The sequence below is a fragment of the Nostoc sp. JL31 genome (genome assembly GCF_017114965.1).
Lineage (GTDB): Bacteria > Cyanobacteriota > Cyanobacteriia > Cyanobacteriales > Nostocaceae > Nostoc > Nostoc punctiforme_A.
In genome coordinates this window covers 204,778-226,372 of record NZ_JABXKO010000034.1, presented here as the reverse complement: position 1 = coordinate 226,372, position 21,595 = coordinate 204,778, and the positions used below count along the sequence as shown (strand labels likewise).

General features: G+C 41.3%; 16 protein-coding genes. 6 read left to right on the top strand and 10 right to left on the bottom strand.

What is annotated here, in order from left to right:
* The first annotated feature begins 365 nt into the window (after positions 1-365).
* On the top strand, positions 366-2,774 hold the full coding sequence (locus tag HWQ43_RS07215; RefSeq protein ID WP_292731674.1) for an NACHT domain-containing protein: 2,409 nt from the start codon (positions 366-368) through the stop codon (positions 2,772-2,774).
* 243 nt (positions 2,775-3,017) lie between these two features.
* Here the strand turns inward: HWQ43_RS07215 and HWQ43_RS07210 are convergent, their stop codons facing one another.
* The 10 genes from HWQ43_RS07210 to HWQ43_RS07165 all read right to left on the bottom strand — a co-directional run bounded on the left by HWQ43_RS07210 (position 3,018) and on the right by HWQ43_RS07165 (position 15,711).
* The gene (locus tag HWQ43_RS07210) at positions 3,018-4,637 is read right to left on the bottom strand and encodes an iron uptake porin (RefSeq protein ID WP_292731672.1); all 1,620 of its coding nucleotides are present in this window, start codon (positions 4,635-4,637) and stop codon (positions 3,018-3,020) included.
* Positions 4,638-4,754: 117 nt separating this feature from the next.
* Positions 4,755-5,801 carry a Gfo/Idh/MocA family oxidoreductase gene (locus tag HWQ43_RS07205; RefSeq protein ID WP_292731670.1) on the bottom strand — a complete coding sequence of 349 codons (1,047 nt, stop codon included), beginning with the start codon at positions 5,799-5,801 and terminating at the stop codon, positions 4,755-4,757.
* Between the two features lie 190 nt (positions 5,802-5,991).
* The gene (locus HWQ43_RS07200) at positions 5,992-7,392 is read right to left on the bottom strand and encodes a sugar porter family MFS transporter (RefSeq protein ID WP_292731668.1); all 1,401 of its coding nucleotides are present in this window, start codon (positions 7,390-7,392) and stop codon (positions 5,992-5,994) included.
* Positions 7,393-7,592: 200 nt separating this feature from the next.
* The gene (locus HWQ43_RS07195; RefSeq protein ID WP_292731666.1) at positions 7,593-8,591 is read right to left on the bottom strand and encodes a ribose ABC transporter permease; all 999 of its coding nucleotides are present in this window, start codon (positions 8,589-8,591) and stop codon (positions 7,593-7,595) included.
* Positions 8,588-10,144, bottom strand: a complete 1,557-nt coding sequence (locus HWQ43_RS07190; protein ID WP_292731664.1) for a sugar ABC transporter ATP-binding protein — start codon at positions 10,142-10,144, stop codon at positions 8,588-8,590. Before HWQ43_RS07190 ends, HWQ43_RS07195 begins: the two co-directional genes overlap by 4 nt.
* 419 nt (positions 10,145-10,563) lie before the next feature.
* The gene (locus HWQ43_RS07185; RefSeq protein ID WP_292731663.1) at positions 10,564-11,592 is read right to left on the bottom strand and encodes an ABC transporter substrate-binding protein; all 1,029 of its coding nucleotides are present in this window, start codon (positions 11,590-11,592) and stop codon (positions 10,564-10,566) included.
* 160 nt (positions 11,593-11,752) lie between these two features.
* A complete protein-coding gene (locus tag HWQ43_RS07180) occupies positions 11,753-12,754 on the bottom strand; it encodes a substrate-binding domain-containing protein (RefSeq protein ID WP_292731661.1) in 1,002 nt (333 codons plus the stop codon).
* Between the two features lie 806 nt (positions 12,755-13,560).
* The gene (locus HWQ43_RS07175; protein WP_292731659.1) at positions 13,561-14,457 is read right to left on the bottom strand and encodes an inositol oxygenase family protein; all 897 of its coding nucleotides are present in this window, start codon (positions 14,455-14,457) and stop codon (positions 13,561-13,563) included.
* A 310-nt stretch (positions 14,458-14,767) separates the two neighbouring features.
* The gene (locus HWQ43_RS07170; RefSeq protein ID WP_292731658.1) at positions 14,768-15,091 is read right to left on the bottom strand and encodes a DUF1815 family protein; all 324 of its coding nucleotides are present in this window, start codon (positions 15,089-15,091) and stop codon (positions 14,768-14,770) included.
* 134 nt (positions 15,092-15,225) lie between these two features.
* Complete coding sequence (locus HWQ43_RS07165) at positions 15,226-15,711, bottom strand: gluconokinase (protein WP_292731656.1); 486 nt, start codon at positions 15,709-15,711, stop codon at positions 15,226-15,228.
* 191 nt (positions 15,712-15,902) lie between these two features.
* Here HWQ43_RS07165 and HWQ43_RS07160 point away from each other — a divergent pair, with 191 nt between their 5' ends.
* From HWQ43_RS07160 to tmk, 5 genes are all read left to right on the top strand, one after another.
* A complete protein-coding gene (locus tag HWQ43_RS07160; protein WP_292731654.1) occupies positions 15,903-16,931 on the top strand; it encodes a LacI family DNA-binding transcriptional regulator in 1,029 nt (342 codons plus the stop codon).
* Between the two features lie 144 nt (positions 16,932-17,075).
* Positions 17,076-18,503: a glucuronate isomerase gene (gene uxaC, locus HWQ43_RS07155; RefSeq protein WP_292731652.1), complete on the top strand. Its 1,428-nt coding sequence runs from the start codon at positions 17,076-17,078 to the stop codon at positions 18,501-18,503.
* A 78-nt stretch (positions 18,504-18,581) separates the two neighbouring features.
* Positions 18,582-19,409 (top strand): SDR family oxidoreductase, encoded by an 828-nt coding sequence (locus tag HWQ43_RS07150; protein WP_292731650.1) that lies wholly within the window; start codon positions 18,582-18,584, stop codon positions 19,407-19,409.
* Positions 19,410-19,411: 2 nt separating this feature from the next.
* The gene (locus tag HWQ43_RS07145) at positions 19,412-20,695 is read left to right on the top strand and encodes a lactate racemase domain-containing protein (protein WP_292731648.1); all 1,284 of its coding nucleotides are present in this window, start codon (positions 19,412-19,414) and stop codon (positions 20,693-20,695) included.
* A 196-nt stretch (positions 20,696-20,891) separates the two neighbouring features.
* Positions 20,892-21,521, top strand: a complete 630-nt coding sequence (gene tmk / locus HWQ43_RS07140) for a dTMP kinase (protein ID WP_292731646.1) — start codon at positions 20,892-20,894, stop codon at positions 21,519-21,521.
* Positions 21,522-21,595 lie beyond the last annotated feature (74 nt).

The following is a 21,595-nucleotide window of genomic DNA, read 5'->3' as shown; positions in this document are numbered from 1 at the left end:
TTTTACCCCACCCTAACCCTCCCCTTGCAAAGGGGAGGGAACAAGATTTCTTATTTCCCCCCTTTACAAGGGGGGATTAAGGGGGGTAATAGTGCGATCAAAATCACAGCCAACTACTTTTTAAACAACCTCTTAAGCTGAGTGAGCGCTAAAAACGAAAAATCAAAGTTTTTAGGCACATTCTACAAGAAGAATTAGGGATTTTTAGAATAGTAGGATAGGTTAATTGCTGTTGCTCATGGAAAAAAGTAACAGTTGCAGGCAAATCAGGATTACCCCGTCCTTGAATCGATTGTAAAATTCGCACAGCGACGACAAAGCTAATAAGCGTGTAGTATGTATATAAACTATATATACCAAGCAATATGAGTGTAGAGTTATTAACTATTGTCGCCCCAGTAGTAAAAGCAGTAGCTCCAGAAATTGCTAGAAAAATTAATAGTGCATTAAATCCTACAGACTTAGAAAAAGCTTTGAAAGCAGGAGTCAAATCTGCTGATGAATGGGATAACAAGCAATCTTATGAACAGCAGTTGTTCTATCATTGTGACGACAAACAAACTAAAGAACTTATAGACCAATTTTTCAAAGATACAGGGGTTCAAGAAGAATTACAGAAGCCTTTTACAGAAAAAACAACCCCAAATCTACAGGTTTTAGTTAAAATATTCGACAAAATTAAATCAGAAAAGCCAAACTTAAAGTTTCGTGATGAAAGTATTGAACATTGGCTGAAAAAGTTTGCAGATGCTTATTTTGAACACACCAATACATATTTAAAATTTCAAATTGCTAAATCCGATTATCTCAAACAACTGTCACACTATTTTGATGGTGTTGAATTTGTCGGGATAAAGGTAAAAACAAAAGAAGAAGAAAAATATGCTAAACTACCACAAATTTTTGTGATGCCTAATGTAGTTGAGCAGGTGGAAGTTAGAGAAAGCACGGTTTTAAAATTAAATAATCTAGATTTGGCTTTGAAAGAGACAGCCAACCAGCAACGTCAGCAAAATTTACTTTGGGAACAACAAAGTAGTGGCAAGAAATTCTCAGCTAAAGAACTGCTGAAAGAAAATACACGCAATAAATTTGTTGTGTTGGGAGAACCAGGAATTGGTAAAACAACTTTGATGAGTTACTTTGCTGTAATGCTGGCTGAACAGCAGACTGAAAAACTCGGTTTATCAGCAGACTTAGAGTTACTGCCAATTTTGATTAGAATTAGAGACTTAGGCAAAGCTTCAACGAAGAATCTTTTAGAATATGTACGCAATTTTGCCAATAGTATTCATGTTAAAGAATTGCCAAAAGGTTTCTTTGAACATTGGTTAGACGATGGGAGAGCGTTAATTTTACTTGATGGCTTAGATGAAATCGCTAAACCGAGCGATCGCTATGAGTTTGTAAAGATAATTCACAGCTTTCTCGGACAATATTCTCAAAATCGGGCAATTATAACTTCGCGTCCAGCAGGTTATAGTCGAGAGTTTTTTGGTACAGATGAATTCCCTCATTATCATCTGGAAAAATTTGATGATAGTCAAATTGATTTATTTATTCAGCAATGGTATAACAGCAGACTGCCAAACAACCCAGAAAAAGCACAAGAGCGTCAAGAAAGCTTAAAAAAAGCATTAGCAATACAAAAACGCATCAAATTATTAGCACGCAATCCTTTACTACTGACAATTATTGCTTTGATTCATCGCTATGATGCACATTTGCCTAGACAGCGACATAAACTCTATGAACAGGCAGTTGATACACTATTGATTAACTGGGATGAAAACAAGGGTCTTGAGTCTTGTAAGCTGAATTATATTCAATTGGACGATATCAAAATATTGATGCAACACCTAGCTTATTGGATTCATTCTCAAGGGGAAACTGGCGATCAAGAAGGTGGTACGCTAATTGATAGAGATGAGTTAATTAGGCAATTAAGCCAATATATTTGTGAATTTAATTATCAAGTTAAGAGTCATCAAGCTAAAGCCGAAGCAGAACGCTTAGTTGACCATATTACAGAACGCTGTGGTTTATTAAACGAACAAGGTCAAGATAGATATGCCTTTGTGCATAAGACATTTCAGGAATATTTGGCAGGTGAAGAAATACGCGATCGCCAATCAGGAGACTTTAACGAAGTACTAAATCACATTCGAGATTATCTACACAATTCCCACTGGCGAGAGGTGTTGTTGCTGTTAATAGCTCAACAAAATTCAAAGAACTCGAAAAAAATTATTGAAGCAATTCTCCAACAAGAGAGTCCTTATGAAGAATGGCTGCATCGCAATCTTTTATTTGCAGGGACTTGTTTAGCGGAAGATTTAAAATTATCTGATGGCAATTTGATCACAGATATTTTGCAGAGATTAGTTGAGTTTGAAGTTAGCGATTCTCAACGAGTAGGTGACAAAGTTCAATCAGAAGTTTTTCAAATTCTTTGCAATTTAAATGAAACCCAGTTTCAAGCTCAAACACTACAACTGTTGAAAGCATCAGCAGATTTGATAGATAAAGGGCGACTGCGAGAATATCGGGCAGCTTTAGGTGAACAACAGAAAGTATTGGCAGAACTGCTGGGTTTACTCAAAGATGAGAGTGAGATTGTGCGTTACTCTGCTGCTGAAGCATTGGGCAAGTTGGGCAAAAACTCCAGCAATGTTACTGCTACTGTCGCCGAATGGATTTTACAACACCAGGATTCAAAATATGTAGGAAATGGGATTGATACGCTGTGGAATTTGGTAGTAACAGAAGAATAATTTGTAAATCCTAATCTAAATTAAGTGGGACTATTTTCTTCAACCACCAAACATTACTTCCAATTCCATAGCAACTGAAGGAAGATGGCAATAAAAATTACATTAGACCTCTTGCATAAGTCGAATAGACCCCCCTTAATCCCCCCTTATAAAGGGGGGAAACTTGAAATCTTGCGCCCTCCCCTTCACAAGGGGAGGGTTGGGGAGGGGTGATTCAAGGATTTTTGCAAGAGGTCTATTCAGTTAAAAATCGAAGGTTGTCCGAAGCACACCCACATACTGCGTATCATTTCTGCTGTCGTTTTCTGGGTTGAGAATCACCCAAAAACCAGGAGTAACTGAGATGTTGTCATTTAGTCGATAACGATAAAATGCTTCGATATGATAAGCGTTGTCTCGTTCTTGACGGATATCACTGTTAGAGACATGGGGTGGTATACCAAAGAGAATTCCTGGGAGATTGCCTCTACCACCCACATCGGGAAACGACACACCAATCGCCCCAAACCAGACATTGGCATTGGCACCATTGTTCACAAATAGAGAATCTGTTCCACCCCTACCATTGGAAATATCACTCAAACCAGAACTCTCGGCATTTGCCCAAATATATCCACCCCAAGCGTGGACTTGGAAATTCGGGGAGAAGCGATAGTATCCCTGTGTGCCGACAATATCATTGGAAGTAGCAATGTTGTTGCCAAAAGGAGCGTTTGACAGGACGCTACCTGTCCCAGCGGAGATATCGGGTACTCCACCAGGGCTATAGCCATGAGAGTAGGCAATACCAATTGCTCCTTCCTTACCATAATAGGCTAAGTGTGCTAGGGCGTTGTAGCCGCCATCAAATAACCCGTTGCTCCCCGATGGCACATTGGGACTGTTTGCTAAATAGCCCAAGGTGAGAACCAAGTCTTTGGTAATGTTCCAGTTAGCGGCTGCACCACCGCCACCTCGCCGGAATAAGGGACTGTACGATCCAAAAAGTGAGGGAACCCCATTACCGTCGTCAGCAATTGTGGGAGGAGTGACGGTAGTTGAAATGTCGGTGTAACCAATGCCTGTAGGCCCAACAACGAAGTTAAGGGATTCACTGACTGGGAAGTAATAACGGATGTGAGGGACAAGAAGTGTCTCGTTGCTGTCATAATCAAAGTTCAGGCGTGTCATCCCTGTGCCTGTGCCTGTGGCTGCGGCAATTTGGCTGACACCATTGGAATTCGCAAAGTTACCAAATTCTAGCCGAACTCGTAATAAATCTTTGCCAGTAAAACTGCTCTCAAAGTTGAGACGACCCCGATTTGCAAAGTAGATGCGGGATTCATCATCTTCGCCACCGACTCTATCACCAAAGCTATCACTAATAGCAGTAATAATTTGAGCATTCAACCTAGTAGTTGTGGAAAACTGCTGCGCCTCCAATGTTGCTGTATGTGCTTCTAAGGTATCTACTCGTCCGCGCAGAGTTGTCAGTTCTGCGGCAAAGTCTTGCTGCAACTTCTGCATCACTGCCAAATCTTGCTTATTAACTAAATCGCTAGTAGCTGTGGCAATTAACTCATTAATCCGATCTAAACAAGCATTTAAACCTGCGGCAAACTCATAACGGGTTAAGGCACGGTTTCCGCGATAGGTGGAATTGGGATAACCTGCAATACAGCCGTAGCGTTCCACCAGTGATTGCAATGCACCAAATGCCCAATCAGTTGGTTGTACATCAGAAAATTGGGAAACAGAAGTGACTTGTCCTTGCAAACTCCTATTAGCATCTGCTGCATTCGGATCATCTTCTGGAGGTACTGCCAAAACTGCTGGAATTGCTAAAAATAAGAGAAAAAAGCTATTAAAAAGAATTTTGATCATTGGTTTATTAGTTGAAAATGGTTGAATTATGACTTTGTAACGAAAGAGATTACACTCAAACCAAAGCTTGTAGCTTATGAGCTAATCTACATATTTTGATCTGGGGTTTTAGGTCACTTAAAGCAACGCTATGAGTTTTTGCTCATTGCTGCTTTTTATAGCCGCTTCTATAATTCGCATTACATTAATTCCGTCTTCGGCAGTAACAGCAATTGGCTGATTATTAACAATAGATTTATACACCGCATCGTAATAACCTAAATAGCTCCCCTGTGAACTTTTGACTTTTTCTCGAATTACTTTTGTGTCTTTTTCTGTATGCAGCAAGCCATATTCACTTTCCGGCTCTGTATACCAATCAAGTGTGTTAGGCTTCATACCCGCCACTAAATACTCTTCTTGTTTATCGGCTCTGCTTTTGAGAAAAGAACCTTTAGTGCCATGTATGATATAGGCAGGGGCAGGTTCACGCACAAGGAAACTTGCTTTTAATTTGACGCGCAGTTTGTCGTAGTATAGTATCAACTCAAAATAATCATCTACCTGCGATCGCAGCCTAGTTATGCGGATGTCTGCAAAAATAGCATCAGGCATCCCAAATAAATGCAAAGCTTGGTCTATTAAGTGCGGCCCTAAATTATTTAATGTTCCTGCCCCCGGACTTGGAACTTCTACATGTTGTTTATGACTGAGGGTTGGTTTATATTTTTGAAATTGAAATTCTGCTTCAACAATATCACCTAATAAGCCTTCTTGAAGAATTTTTTTGACTGTTTTAAAATCACTATCCCACCTGCGGTTTTGATATACAGATAATTTTTTCCCCTGTTTTTGTGCCAATTCTTTCAGGTTTTTCGCTTCTGCTACCGTTGTGGTGAATGCTTTTTCTACCACTACATGTTTATCTGCCAGCAATGCCTGTTTAGCATAATCGTAATGGGTATAAGTGGGTGTATTTACGACCACTAAGATTACTCGATCGTCTGCTAGTAATGCTTCCAAAGAAGGATAGCTTTTGACATCGGGATAATGTTCTTGTATCAGCTTTTTGCTTCTTTCCCAAGAACCGGCTAATTTAAATCCGGGATGTAAATCAATAAACGGCGCATGAAATACCATGCCGGACAAACCAGATGAACAAAGAGCCGTATTGATAGTTTCCATCTTTTTAGTGATTGACTGAAGCGAGAGTTTGTATTTAGTTGTTATCTGATATTTGTTTCCTGGATATATGATCGCAGAAGAGAGCAAGGAGAGAGAAAATACCTCTCCTCCTCTACAAATTACGTAAAGCCTGCGGCATAGCTTTGCTTAGAGCGCAGCCCATTAAGAATTACGAATTACGAATTACAAATTACATATCCTCTAACTCAATTCCTTTGGTTTCTTTAATAAAAAAGAGAATGAAAAAGAATGAGGTAGCTGCTGCAATTGTATAGAGTCCATAGGCAGAACCTAGACCGAAATATTGCAGTATAGGAGGAAATGTTGTGGAAATGACGAAATTAGCAACCCATTGCATAGCAGCAGCAATCGAAAGTGCGGCGGCTCGAATTTTGTTATTAAACATTTCTCCCAACAGTACCCAAACCACTGGTCCCCAGGAGAAGCCGAAGCAAAAGACATAGAGGTTGGCTGCAATGAGAGCCATAGTCCCGGCGCTTCCGGTGAGATTGGGGTTCCCAGCAGCATCGAGGGGAGCATTACCAAAGAGATAAGCCATCGTCCCCAAGGTCAAGGTCATACCGATTGACCCGATTATGAGTAAGGGTTTGCGGCCAAATTTATCTACGAAGGCGATCGCAATCAGTGTTGTAATAATGTTGACGGCTCCTGTAATCACCGTAATTGATAGGGAATCTTTTTCGGAAAACCCAACAGCACGCCACAAAACGCTGCTGTAGTAGAAGATTACATTAATCCCAACAAATTGCTGTAATACAGATAAGCCTATTCCTATCCAAACAATTGGGAGGAGTCCGCCACTTCTGCTTAAGAGGTCAGAAAACCTGGGTTGGCGTTCACGAAGCACTGTCTGCCGAATTTCTTCGATTTTTGGCAGTACGTCACCTCCTAAAATCTTGGTCAAAACGTTAGCAGCTTCTGATTCTCGTCCTTTGGCAACCAAATAACGGGGAGATTCAGGAATCGTTAAAGCTACCATCCCGTAGAATACTGCTGGTGGGACTGCTGTCCAAAACATCCAGCGCCAAGCTGCAACCCCAAACAAAAACGGCGAGTCTGCTGAACCTGCTGACGTAGCGATAAAGTAGTCGCTCAATAAGGCAACGAAAATTCCCACTACGATCGCTAATTGTTGCAGAGATCCTAACCTTCCCCGCAAATGGGTGGGAGAACATTCGGCAATGTATGCTGGGGCGATGACGCTAGCAACGCCGATGCCAATCCCACCCAATAATCGCCAAAAAATAAAATCCCAGATAGTGAAGGCCATCCCAGAGCCAATGGCACTGATAGTAAACAACGCCGAAGCGACCACCATTGCATTGACTCGACCATAACGGTCTGCAATCTGTCCAGCAAAGAAGGCTCCTACCGCAGACCCCAGCAATGCTAGGGATACTGCCAGCCCTGTCACCCAACTACTGGTATTAAAAGCTTTTGCTAGAGATAAAACCGCGCCGTTGATTACAGCAGTATCAAAACCGAATAAAAACCCACCGAGTGCGGCAGCACCAGCAATCAAAATTACATAAAACGTGTTGGCTTTACGACGAATAGTAGTAGAAGACATAGTTTAAATATTGGGAATTGGGAATTGGGAATTGGGCATTGGGCATTGGGCATAGTTAGTTATTCTTTGCGTTCCCCAATCCCCAGTCTCTAGTAGTCTGTCAATAAATAATTGATGGATAAATTTCTTGTAGAGACGGCGATTTATCGCGTCTCTAACCGTCAAAATGAATTTGACAGACTACTAATCCATTTCATGCTTCAACGTCTGGAACGTCTGCGTAACCGATCGATCATTACCGCCAAAATAATTACTAGTCCTTTGACGACTAGTTGCCAGAAGTAAGATAGGTTCAACAAAGTTAAACCGTTGTTGAGAATCGCAATGATTAATGCACCTAGAAGTGTGCCACCAATGGTACCAATACCACCTGTAAAGCTGGTTCCACCTAGAATAACAGCTGCGATCGCATCTAATTCATAACCCTGACCCAATACACCACTGGCACTATAAAGACGGCTGGCGCTCATGATTCCTCCTAAGCCTGCCAGTAATCCGCTAATACCATAGACGAATAGCAGCACCCGATTAACTTTAATCCCTGTTAATCTGGCTGCCCGTTCGTTACCACCCACAGCATATATCTGCACCCCTAAAACAGTTTGCCGCAATACAAACCAGCTAGCTATCACAGTCAGTAGCGCAATTATCACTAGCCAAGGAATGGGGCCGATATATGTATTACCCACCCAAGCAAAATTTATGTCCCGGTTAATCAGGGTTGTACCCTTGGCAATTAAAAAGGCAACACCCCGCAAGGCTGTAAGTGAACCCAGCGTGACAATAAAAGGTGGCACATCCAAGAAGGTAATGAGCGCACCGTTGAGTAAGCCTAACAGCAATCCTGCTAGCAAGGCAGCAGGTACGGCTGCCCAACTTAAAGCCGGCAGTAGCGATACTAGCAATGCAACTACCGCAGAAACAGCCAATATTGACCCAACTGAAAGGTCAATACCCCCGGTGAGAATTACAAAGGTCATTCCTGTCGCTAGCACAATATTGATTGATGCCTGACGCAAGATATTGACGATGTTACCGCCGGTGAGGAAGTTGGGAGAAAGGAATGCAAATAAGATGCAGATAATTACTAAGATTGGCAAAATACCCGCAACTTCCAACAGAGTGCTGATTGATTTCCGGTTGCGGGCTGCGGGATTGTTGGCTGATTTATTGATAGGCGGTCTGACTGTCTGACTCATAATGCTGATACCTCCGATGCTCCAGTTGCATAGTGCATAATCTTTTCTTGGGTGATTTCTTTGCCAAGACTGCCATCCAGTTCGCCTACCAGCTGTCCTTCTCGCATCACTAAGACGCGATCGCTCATGCCGACAATCTCCGATAGTTCGCTGGAAACCATTAAAATAGCAACACCTTGTGCTGCTAATTCGCTCATAATTCGGTAAATTTCACTTTTAGCACCGATATCTACGCCGCGTGTCGGTTCATCTAACATCAACACTCTCGGTTTAATGGCTAACCAACGCGCTAGCAGTAGCTTCTGTTGATTACCACCAGAAAGATCCAATGCTCTAATTTCCAAATTGGCTAGACGGATATTAAAGTTTTCCACCGCGTCTGTTGATAGCCGATTCACTGAAGGCCAGTTAACAATTCCACCCCTTGCATCCTGCTTGAGTGTATTGATAGCAATATTCTTGCGGGCGCTCATCTCCAGAAATAAACCTTGGTCTTTGCGGTCTTCTGGAACGTAACCAATTCCCGCTTCAATGGCATCACTGGGCGTATTAATTTCCAGTTTTTTGCCATTCAAGAATACTTCACCACTAGCTTTGCGGTCTGCACCAAAAATCAGCCGCGATAGTTCTGTGCGTCCGGCACCAACCAACCCCGCTAAACCCAGAATTTCTCCAGCATGAAGTTCAAAACTAGCCGGCTCAATCTTCTTGCGGGCGTCGCTCATATTTCTGACTGACAGCACCACTGGGCCAGGATTCATTTGCCGTTGATGTTCGTAAAAATCTTGCATGGAACGACCAACCATCATCTGCACCAATCGCTGGGGAGAAATTTCGCTGCGTGTCAGACTGCCAATATATTGACCATCGCGCAACACGCTAATCCGGTCAGCTAGGGCATAGATTTCTTCCATGCGATGGCTGATGTAAATAATGGCAATACCATCACGCCGCAGTTTGCGAATGACCTCAAATAAATGGTCGCTCTCGCGGTCAGACAATGCTGCTGTTGGTTCATCCATCACCAAAACGCGGCTTTTATCCTTCAGCGCCCTGGCAATTTCCACTTGCTGCTGTTCGGCGATGGACAAAGTACCAACTATAGTCTGCGCGGTAAAATTGGCTCCCAGGCTTTCCAGTACTTCCTCTGCTTCCAGTTGCATCGCTTTGCGGTCTAAAAGCTGACCTCGCCGCAACTCGCTACCCATAAACATATTTTCGGTAACGGTTAAATTCGGTGCAACATTCAGTTCTTGATAAATGAGATTAATACCCGATTTGCGTGCTGTCGCCGGATCGGTAATTTTCAAGAGTTGACCATTGATGCGAATTTCTCCTTCGTCGGCAATATAAGCCCCAGCCAGGATTTTCATCAATGTGCTTTTGCCTGCGCCGTTTTCACCCATGAGGGCGTGAACTTCTCCCGGATAAATCGTGAGATTAACATTTTGGAGCGCAGATACACCATGAAATCGTTTTGTAATTCCTTGCATTTCTAACACTGGGGTGCTAGTTGGTATATCAGAAAGTGAGGTTTCAATATTTGTTGTCATGAGCAAAACCTGTAAAAACTATTTAAAATTTGCGAACCTGAATTAGAAATTAATAAATTCATATTTCATTGATCGCAAAATCATGTTTTAAAAGCTGATTAGGAGTGGAAAAGAGATATTTTCATCCTTTGTTGTTAACGTTAGTTTATAAAGATTGTTGGGAAAGTCTGAGTGCTAGAAATGCACACTCAGACTCTCCGCTGATGCACATACATAGCGGTTCTTGATTTGGTACAGCATAGTTTTACCTCTTTCTAAACCCATCTTTCTATTAAATAAAAGACAGGCATAAAGATGACGTTTGGTATTAATTTAAATGAAAACTGCTGGACATTCTAGGTATGTGCAAAAACTTTACAAATGCACCAAAGGACTTATATCAAAAGACATAATTTCCCATTGCAAATTCACAATTTCTATTACTTCCAGCCTTTTTCTGTGCTGACGTTATCTTTTGTGATCAACTTAACTGGAATCAAAATGGTGGAACTGCTAGGTTTTTTCCCATTTAAAATGTCGTTGCCAACTTGAACTGCTTTTTCGGCCATCCCTCGCGGATTTTGAGTAGCAGTTGCTGCATATATACCATCTTTATTGGCGATCGCAGTTATTGCTTCTGGCGCACCATCAACCCCGACAATAAAGAAATCTTTACGTTGTGCTTGGTTAGCTGCTAGTTCTGCACCGACTCCACTGGGATCGTTGATGGCAAAAACCGCATCAATTTTCGGAAAGGTGGTGAGCAAATCAGTCATAACTCTGAGTCCTCCATCCCGACTACCCTCTGCATTTTGGTTTTTGGAGAGTATTTTGATATCGGGATATTTAGACAATACGTTCTCGCAGCCACTAACTCGCTGAGTCACCGAGTCCACTGGCGGCCCGTTAACTATGACAACATTACCTTTACCTTTGAGGCGGTCAGCAATATACTTGCAACTAACTTCTCCAGCTTGGACATTATTAGTCGTAATGGTGGCATCTACACCTCCTTCCGCACCTGTATCTACCGCAATGACAATTCTACCTGCTTGTTTCGCTTTTTCAATTGCTGGCTTAATGCCACTTTTATCAGCAGCATTGACGATAATGATGTCAGTATTGGAAGCCGTGAAATTTTCAATTTGATTAGCTTGTTGATTGAGGTCATAGGCACTGGAAACTACGGTAACATTGACATCCTTACCGCCGATTTTCTTGGCTTCTGCTTCAGTTGCTTGTCCCATGAGGACGAAGAAGGGATTACTTAAATCACCAACGGTAAAGGCAACTGATTTTAATTTTCCATTGCCAGTGGCAGTTTGAGTCTCTGCACTGGTATTGGTAGCAGGTTTAGTATCAGTGTTAGTAGCTGTGTTGCCATCGGGAGAACCATTTGTACAGCTGATAAGACTGCCACTGATGATACCTATTAGGCTAGCTGCGATCGTAATCTTTTTCACATTCATATATCTCCTACAAGTCATTCTGACTTACACAAATTTTGGAAACGATGTATTAAAAAAACAGGATAAAATGTTCTAACCCTCCTGTATCAAGCCTTTTTGTATGTTTTATAATTACGAATTACGAATTACGAATTACGAATTACGAATTACAAATTATAAATTACCAGCCTTGATAGCTGCTGAGGTTCTCTCTAGTAACCAACTTGACTGGAATCAGGATATTTGGTGACTCAGTTTTTTTACCCTGGATGATATCGTTGCCAATCTGAACCGCTTTTTGAGCCATCCCTGCGGGATTTTGAGCCGCAGTTGCAGCAAATACACCATCTTTATCTTCCATTGCTTTGGTTGCATCAGGCGATCCGTCAACCCCAACAATAAAAAATTCTTTACGTCTTGCTTGTTTAGCTGCTAAATCTGCGCCGACACCGCTTTGGTCGTTAGTGGCAAAAACGGCATCAATTTTCGGAAAGGTTGTCAGCAAATCGCTCATGACTCTCAGTCCTCCATCCCTTGTCCCTTCAGCGTTTTGCTCTTTAGAGATGAGTTTAATATTCGGATATTTAGACAATGATTTCTCACAGCCACTCACTCGCTGATTGATTGAGTCCATTGGAGTACCGTTGAGGATGACTACACTACCTTGACCTTTGAGGCGATCGGCAATATATTGGCAACCAATCTCACCAGCTTGGGTATTGTTGGAACTAATCATCGCATCCACATCTGCATCAACGGCTGAATCTAATGCAATAACAACCCTACCTGCAAGCCTTGCTTGATCAATAACTGGTTTAACTCCTTTTTTGTCAACAGCACTGAGGATAATTAGGTCAGTATTGGCAGCCGTAAAATTTTCGATTTGATTGCTTTGTTGGTTCAAATCAAAGGCACTAGAAACTGCATTAACTCTGATATTACCCCCGATTTTTTGAGCTTCTGTCTCAGCTCCCTTCTGCACTGCATTATAGAAGGGATTGCCTAAATCACCCAAAGCTACGCCGATTGTTTGCAATTTTCTATTTGGCGTATTAAGACTCTCTGCACTTATATTAGTAGCCTTGTTAGTAGTATTAGTAGCGGTGTTGCCATTTTGAGCGCCATTTGTGCAACCAACAACCGCGAAACCTAATATGCCAACTATGAGCAAAATTCTCTTCATATTCATCTGTTTTTAACAACTGATTTAAATTTGATAAAGGTCATAACAAGATAAAGTAGGTCTGAAAAAGTTAGACCTAACCTAGCGTTAATACTAGGTAACTTAAACTCCAAAGATTTTGTAATTTGACGTGATTGGAGTTGTTGCTATTAGCTTCACAAAAAAATGGTTTATCCTTCAAGCACAATTATGAACATTACACTACTTGAAATAATCACATTCTTTTTAGTAAAATTACTTCGTAGTGCATAGCCTGATAAAACCTTTTAAGTGCAACCTCGAAAAATTAGTTTTATTAAGCTTGTAAAACTTTATTTGTTTTGACTTTTTTCATTTTATCCCGACTGAGTACAAAAATTATTTTTGTTTATTGAACTTTACAAATGAAAAAGAACAAATTAAAAAGATTTAAAATCTTGCAAGATAGTCCAAACTCTTATTTACAAAGCATTCGCATAAATGAGCCTATTCCATATTAGGCTCAATGTAAAAAGCGTTAACATTTCTCAATCAATATCCCTCAAAAAAGATGCTGTTAAAGTAGAGAGCTTTTTGATTTTAATGCTAGATTTTAAAAAATGTACACATCCTTTGGTTAGATTTTCAAATCAACTACAATCAGCCTGACAAGCGTATTTATTTGTTATCCCTCCTCCATCACTTGAAGGCAATAGAGGAGTAAACAACATAATATTTTTAAGCCTGATTAGGGATAAAGAACATTTGCATATCAATATTTTGTTCTTACTTTATCCCTTGAGAGAGAGAATTCTGAATTCTGACTCCTGAATTCTTCTCCAAGCAGTTTAAAACTTTAATGTTGCGGGTAAATATTTAGCCACCAAATCTTCATAGTATGGTTTTAATTTCTGCCAATCAGGAGGAATAGGGTTTTTTGAATACAAATCGTAGGGATTGAATAAACGTACCCATTTAAACATTTCTTTATCATGTTTATCCATCAAATGCTCATACGCATTCTCACGATGTTGAGGATAAAATGAGTGATAGCGAAACATATACAATGCAGGTTCGGGCAAATAGTTTTTCATGATCTGATAAAAATACTCATCATGCCCCCATGACATGTGTACATTACTTAATCCACAGTTAGGCTCATAAATGCCATATTTAGTGTTGTAATCGGGGTTATTATAATCAGGGTTTTCTTTGAAGAATTCTGAGAAAACAATTTTATCAGAAAATGCACAACCTACAGGATAAGTATCGCCTACAGTAGCCCATTGAGGTTCACCAAATAGACAAAGTACTTTCCCCATATCGTGAAAGAAGCCAGTAAGTACCATCCAGTCAGGATGACCATCGGCGCGAATGGCTTCTGATGTTTGCAATAAATGCTGTAACTGACCCATATCTGTATCAGGATCAGAATCATCTACTAATTGATTCAAAAATTCGACCGCATCCCAAACAGACATTTCTTTTTTATCAAACTTCAAAAATTCTTTTTCTTTTTGAAGTACAAAATTATATGTTTGATTAATATGATTTAACCGATAAAACTCTTTCACCATATCTCTGATAGTCGTTTCGTAATTCCTATACTCTTCGGTGGTTTTACCTTCTTTAACTATGCTATCTGGATCGGGATAACGATTAAGTAAGTCTTCTTCCCATTCTTCTAGTGAGTGTAAGGGATTGTTTTCAACCTGAAGAATGGCATTATTTAGAGTTTGAGACATATCTTCCTACTTGTCGATGTTGTATTTGTTAAATGGTACTTTTGCACTCTTTTATGCACAGGTGTGCAAAGCTGTATTGGACTTATTATCTATTTTTGCACACGTGTGCAAAGACGTGTGTTAAGTTTCATTTCGTCCTTGCATACTTATAATGTCTTATCCGATCTGTTTGGGTTCAGATTAAAAATAGTGTTTTTGTTTTTTGCACATCTATACACGAACTTACTAAGCATAAGCTAATCTTTTAGCTTATCCACTTGTGCAAAAGCTATATTTATGAAATATAATGCCTGACTCAACAAGCTTAGTATCAATTTGTCAATTGTACAGTAGTGGAATACTTAACAAGATTAGCCAACTCTTGTAACTGGTTTATCGCTTCTGCACCCTCCAACTTCATTAATTCGCGATCGTCCCACAATTCCATCCAAGTAATACCGTAATCAGACACTAAAAACCGAATCAGGTGCTTTTCTCTTAGACTAACCATAAATGAAGCACTCTTCATTTGGTCGCCGCATGTATAACAAGACGCAGTATAGCCACGCCGCTCAAGTATAATTGTCAAGGCTTGCAGGTTCATTACCAAGTCTTGGACGAATTCCTGATGCTGTTGCGCTAATCTTAGAAACACTAGTTTTCTCCTACCATTACAGTTATCTGCTTGCTTTGATATTTCTTGAGACTTACATATGTGATTTAGTTGCCAAAAGTTTGTGTTTTCCTAAATATGTGATTAATCTTAATATTCCGGTTGTCACTAGTAAGCTAAATTTCCAAGGCAGTTCTAATGTTTTGGACAATTATCTGGGGCGGCTGTGCAACATCTATACATAGAGTATCTACTGGTTCTTCAAGGGTATAAAACTGGCTAGCGAGAAGTTTTTCGCTCATGTAATGATTGCTACGCTCTTGCAACCGCATTTGAATCAACTCATAAGACCCTTTGAGGTAAACTAATTTGGTGCGTTCGCTATCCAATACCAAAAATTGCCGATAGCTATCTTTTAAAGCCGAACACGCCAGCACCACATTTTTATTTTCTTGTAACCAGTGTTTAATAGCTGTTTGCAAATCTTGTAACCAAGGCATTCTGTCATCTTCACTCAGAGGGATACCGCGCCGCATTTTCTCAACATTCTCTGGCGAGTGGAAAGCATCAGCGTCGCTAAATTCCCATTCTAAGGAGTCTGCTAGTAGTTTTCCGATGGTGGTTTTTCCAGAACCAGATACACCCATGACGATAATAATCATTTTTTTCTTAATAAAAGTTCAACTAATTCGGAATTTGTAATTGTAATCATGAATGGAGGTAAAAGCTAGGACTATTAACTCCTTTTCATGCAAAATGTGAGTTGTATTAAAATCTCTTGACAAATAACGATTATTTTCTATAATACATACAAATGCACACGTGTGCAAGATTTCTAAGCTAAGATAAAATAATGAATAAACGAAGAATTTCAATTGAAGATATTGCCCGCAGAGCAGGCGTTTCTCATTCTACAGTTTCACGCGCTTTGCGAGATAATGCTCTCATTAGCCCGAAAGTGCGAGAAGAAATTAAGCGACTGGCAGAGGAGATGAGTTATGTACCGAATGCTATTGCTCAAAGCTTGCAAAATAAACGTACTAATACTATTGGTGTAGTCGTAACTTCAATTTCAGATCCTTTTTATGGTGAGGTGGTAGAGGGAATCGAGAAGATAGCCAGACCCGCAGGTTTGAGTGTTTTATTGAGTGCTTCACACCGAGATTTTGAGCAGGAAATGGCAGCTATTGATACTTTTCATCGCCGTAGGGTGGACGGGATCTTAATAGCCGACTCACGAATTAGTAAACAGCATACTAAACAACTCACACAAATTGCTGTGCCAACAGTTTTAATTAATAGTCAGACTGAAGACCAATCAGAAATATTTCACTCAGTAGCAATAAACGATCGCTTAGGTGCTAAATTAGCGACAGAGCATCTAATTAGTCTGGGACACACTGCTATTGGTTATCTGGGTGTAGGCGATCGCAGCAGGTCAAATAAGCAGCGCCTAGAAGGATATCAAATGGCCCTTGCGGAAGCTGGTATTCCCCAAAATACTGATTGGGTTTCAATTAGTGACGAATATGATACCAGAACCAGCGATGTTATCACTGGGCAAAAGATGCTATCTAAATTATTGGCTGCGGAAGTTACAGGCATTTTTTGTTACAACGATATGGTAGCGGTTGGCGCTTTATTAGCTTGCCAAGAATTAGGTATTTTAGTACCGCGAAATTTAAGTCTCGTCGGATTTGATGGTATTGCTCTGGGTTGTTACGTTACGCCGGCGCTGACCACAATTAGTCAGCCAATGTTGGAAATTGGTGGCTATGCCATGCAAATGTTACTCGATTTAATAGAAGAAAAAACTGTGGAAAACCGCGTTTTATCTCCTTTTCTAGTACAGCGTGGAAGTAGTACCGAATTAATTAAATAATTTCATACCAATTTGTTGTGAAGATGGACTTAATTATTAAACGAACCGCCAAGTACGCCAAGTACGCCAAGAGAGAAAGAGTAGGCTGTTCAATATCATTCTTATTTGCACTCAGCAACACTAAAATTTTAATCGGACAAAAATATGTTAACTAAAAAACCGAGTTTATCTCCCGATCGTTGCTTTTCTCCAGAACCAGTTCAAAGACGATTAGCCCATCAATTTTTTGATAGCATATCTGCGTTACCTCTAGTTTGTCCACACGGACACGTAGATCCAGCTTTGTTGGCTAATCCCGCAGCCCGTTTTGGTTCGCCCACGGAATTACTGATTATCCCTGACCACTACCTTTTGCGGATGCTCTATAGTCGGGGCGTATCTCTGCAAGCTTTGGGCATACCAAGCAATGATGGTTCACCAGGAGAGACTGACCACCGCAAAATCTGGCAATTGTTCGCTGACCATTTTTATCTATTCCAGGGTACTCCGTCTGGGTTGTGGTTGAAAGAGGAACTAACTAACGTCTTTGGGGTGGATGAACCTTTAAACTCTCGCAATGCCGGACGTATCTATGATTATCTGGAAGGTTTATTAGCCTCACCGGAGTTTTCCCCCCGTGCTTTATTCAAACGCTTTAACATCGAAGTACTTTGTACTACCGATGCCGCCAGTGATAACCTAGAGAATCAGCGATCGCTCCACAAAGAAGGTTTTACTCAAATTAGACCAACTTTTCGCCCTGATGCAGTAGTTAACCTGGATGCTCCTGGTTGGCGCGAAAATCTTACCAAATTGGAAAGCAGTATCGGTAGAGAAATTAATACTTATGCCAATTTTGTGCAAGCTTTAGAAGAACGTCGAGCTTTCTTTAAAAAAATGGGCGCGACGGCTACCGATCAAGGTGCAGCTACACCTTATACCACACGCCTTTCTGACCAAGAAGCCGAAGCTATCTTTGCCAGAGCATTAATCGGCAAGCTGAATCCAGGTGATGTAGAAAATTTTACCGGTCATATCTTCATGGAAATGGCGCGGATGAGTGTGGAAGATGGCTTGGTGATGCAAATGCATTGTGGTGTAATGCGTAACCATAACCCGGCTTTATTTGAGAAATTTGGAGCTGATAAAGGTGCTGATATTCCCGTAAAAATAGAGTGGACTCAAAATCTGCACCCGTTGTTATCAGCTTACGGTAACGATCGCCGCTTCCATTTAATCATTTTTGGTATGGATGAAAGCACTTATAGCCGCGAGATGGCTCCGTTAGCTGGTCATTATCCCAGTGTATTGCTCGGCCCGCCTTGGTGGTTTCACGACAGCGTAAATGGTATGGAGCGTTATTTCAATCAGGTAATGGAAACTGCGGGAATTTATAATACTGCTGGGTTTAATGATGATACGCGGGCTTTTGTTTCGATTCCGGCTCGTCATAATGTCTGGCGGCGGGTAGCTTGTAATTGGTTGGCTGGATTGGTTGCGCGGGGATTGGTTGAGGAGGAGGAAGGGTATGAGATGGCTCGTGCTTTGGCTTATGACCTTGCTAAGGTTGCTTATAAGTTTGAGGGGAGTTGAGGGGGAAATTTCAACGCAGAGGGGCGCAAAGGGAAGCGCGGAGGTACGCAGAGAATTTTACTAAGTGGGGGAATCATTTTGATTTTAAGTAAACTTTTTAGCTTGAAGGAGCGGGTAGCGGTAGTTACAGGTGGTTCTGGTGTGCTTGGTGGGGCTATGGCAAGGGGTTTGGCTCTGGCTGGAGCGCGAGTTGTGGTTTTGGGTCGTAATGAAGTCAGGGCGGGAGCGGTGGTGGCTGAGATTACTGCTGGTGGTGGAGAAAGTATGGCTGTGGTTGCAGATGTTAGCGATCGCTCCCAATTAGAAATCGCTAGGGATGTTATTATACAGCGTTGGGGTGAAATAGATATCTTGGTAAATATGGCTGGCGGTAATATTCCGGCTGCCACGATTACTGCTGATGCGACTATTTTTGATATGTCACATACAGCTTTTGAGGAAGTGGTTAGCCTCAACTTAGTTGGCACTCTACTACCTTGTCAGGTTTTTGGTCAAGCAATGGTGGAAAGAAGTCAGCCCCACGGTTGCATTGTCAATATTTCTTCTATGTCTGCCATTCGGGTAATTAGTCGGGTGGTTGGCTACTCAGCTGCGAAAGCGGGGATAGATAACTTTACTCGTTGGTTAGCCGTAGAACTCGCCCAAAAGTATGGTGATGGAATGCGAGTAAATGCGATCGCACCAGGTTTTTTTATTGGCGAACAAAATCGAGATTTACTTCTAAATGCTGATGGCAGTTTAACTGAACGTGGGCAAAAAATTATTGACCATACCCCCGCCGGACGTTTCGGAAAACCAGATGAATTACTCAGCACCTTGATTTGGTTATGTAGTTCTGGTTCTAGTTTTGTCAACGGAGTAGTTGTGCCGGTAGATGGTGGATTTAGTATCTACAGTGGAGTTTAATCATGTATTCACTGGCTGTAAATAACGGAATACTTTCAGATGAGCAAGTTTCGGAGCTAGTTCATCAAGCTTTAGCAGACCCTAAGTTGGATGGACAGCGCATCTTGGTGTTAATTCCAGATAGTACTCGCACTGCTCCCATCCCGCAAATATTTCGATTGCTTCATCAGGAGTTGGGTAAAAGGGTAGCGGCTCTGGATTTTTTAATTGCTCTGGGAACACATAATCCGATGAGTGAAGAACAAATCAATCACTTGATAGGAGTGACACCAGAGGAGCGAGAGACAACTTTTAAAAAAGTTCGCATCTTTAACCACCTTTGGAACGAGCCAGATACCTTTATTTCTTGTGGAGTAATTTCGGCAGACGAAATAACAGAGATTAGCGGTGGAATGCTACATCAGTCAGTTGATGTACGTGTTAATAAGCTTGTAAAAGAATATGATTTAATCGTGATTTGTGGCCCAGTTTTTCCCCACGAAGTTGTCGGTTTCTCTGGTGGCAATAAATATTTTTTTCCTGGTATTGGTGGTCAAGAAGTAATTAATCTCTCCCACTGGTTAGGTGCTTTAATTACTTGTTATGAAATTATTGGTACGCTGGGAATAACACCAGTTCGGCGTTTGATTAACCGAGCCGCTAGCCTGATTTCTACTCCAAAGCTTTGTTTGGCGATGGTAGTCGCACCCAAAACTAATCAGTTAGCTGGACTTTATATAGATCAACCAGAATCAGCCTGGGAAGACGCTGCAAAATTATCAGCTAAACTGCATATTAAATATGTAGATCGACCTTTTAAACAAGTGCTTTCAGTCATGCCCCAAATGTATGATGACATTTGGACAGCAGCTAAAGGAATGTACAAGCTAGAGCCAGTAGTGGCCGATGGAGGCGAGGTAATTATATATGCGCCTCACATTACCGAATTTAGCTATACACACGGCGAAATCCTATCCCAAATTGGCTATCATGTGCGGGATTACTTTCTCAAGCAGTGGGATAAATTTCAAGAGTATCCTGCTGGAGTGCTGGCCCATAGTACTCATTTAAAAGGGATGGGTATTTTTGATCCGATAAAAGGGGAACAAGCGCGAATTCGCGTTACTTTAGCGACTGGCATTTCTGCTGAACGCTGTGCTGCTCATAACTTAAACTATCGTGACCCGGCGACTATTCGACCTACTGAATGGGCTAACCGAGAAGATGAAGGCATTTTACTTGTGCCCAAGGCTGGCGAGATACTATACCGTCTCAGTTATGGCAATTTTCAGGCAACTAAATCGTAGGTTTCGAGTTTTAAAGACGCGATAAATCGCCGTCTCTACAAGTGTTTTGGTCTTATCTGAACTGTATTGAATCATAAACTGCGATATCTACGATGGGCTACGCCTACGCAATTGCAGTTTATAATTTTACACTTCGCGCTATTCTTGATCTGATGAAACGTCAGCGAATCAGTTTATAGCAGCGAACAATAAAAGCATGGGTGGGAAATTAATTGTATTTGAAGGGGTGGAAGGCTGTGGCAAAACCAGCCAAATGCAGCTTTGTTCTGAGTGGTTGGAAAGTCTCGGTGTTTCTGTGGTGGTAACTCGTGAACCAGGGGGAACAGAGTTAGGTGTACATCTTCGCCGCTTGCTACTAGAAAAGTCAGAGGATAAACCAGTTGCAGAAGTGACAGAACTCTTATTGTATGCTGCTGACCGATCGCAACACGTTGAACAAGAACTCAAACCAAATCTCGCAGCTGGGAAATATATTTTATGCGATCGCTACACTGACTCTACCATTGCCTACCAAGGATATGGTCGCGGTCTGAACATGAGTTTAATCAATCAGCTGAACAATATTGCTACTGGTGGTTTAGAAAGTGACCTAACTATTTGGCTAGATGTCGATGTCGAAGTGGGACTGTCCCGCAAACTCTCAGACCAAGTAGGACTAGACCGCATTGAACAAGAGACAATCGCTTTTCATCGCCGCGTTCAGCAAGGATACGCAGAGTTAGCAGCATCCTATCCTTCAAGAATTGTGCGGGTAGATGGCAGCTTGAGTAAAGAAGCTGTACAACAGGTAATTCAAGGAATTTTACGCGTACACCTGCACCTGTAGAGCTAAGGGACTTCCTGTGAAAAAAACATCCCATCCCTGCGGGACGCTTTGCGAACTTAAGGGCGCACAGATGT